Source organism: Bradyrhizobium sp. IC4059, assembly GCF_020193615.1.
GTDB classification, from domain to species: Bacteria; Pseudomonadota; Alphaproteobacteria; order Rhizobiales; family Xanthobacteraceae; genus Bradyrhizobium; species Bradyrhizobium yuanmingense.
Window position 1 is genome coordinate 1 of record NZ_JADYVH010000057.1, and the last position, 387, is coordinate 387.

Annotated in this window: 1 pseudogene; it reads right to left on the reverse strand. The window is 67.4% G+C overall.

Going from position 1 to position 387, the window contains the following annotated elements:
- Positions 1 to 387, reverse strand: a pseudogene (locus I6F12_RS37085) (hydrogenase expression protein HypE); the annotation flags it as partial.

Consider the following 387-nt stretch of genomic DNA (forward strand, 5'->3'; position numbering starts at 1 on the left):
GTTGCAGAGGGGGAAATCGGCGATGATATTGCCTTCGATGACCGCCTCCAGAACCGGCCACTGGAACCAGGAGGGATCGCGCAGATGGGCATGGGCGACGCGCCCGGCCGCATCAAGCCGCACGAAGGCGAAGACGTCGCCCCGGAACCCTTCCACCAGTGCCACGCCCTCGCGCGCCGCGCCGGACTGCGGCAGCGGCGAAGACAGGTCGCCCCCGTCGGGCATATTGCTGAGCATCTGCGTAATGAGCGAAAGGCTCTCTTCCGCCTCGCTGAAGCGGATGCGCACCCGCGCGTCCACAGCTCCCGCCTCCAGCACCGCCACGTCGAAGCGCAGCGCATCGTAAGGAGCGTAAGGTAGCGTCCGCCGGACATCGAAGCCCCGTCC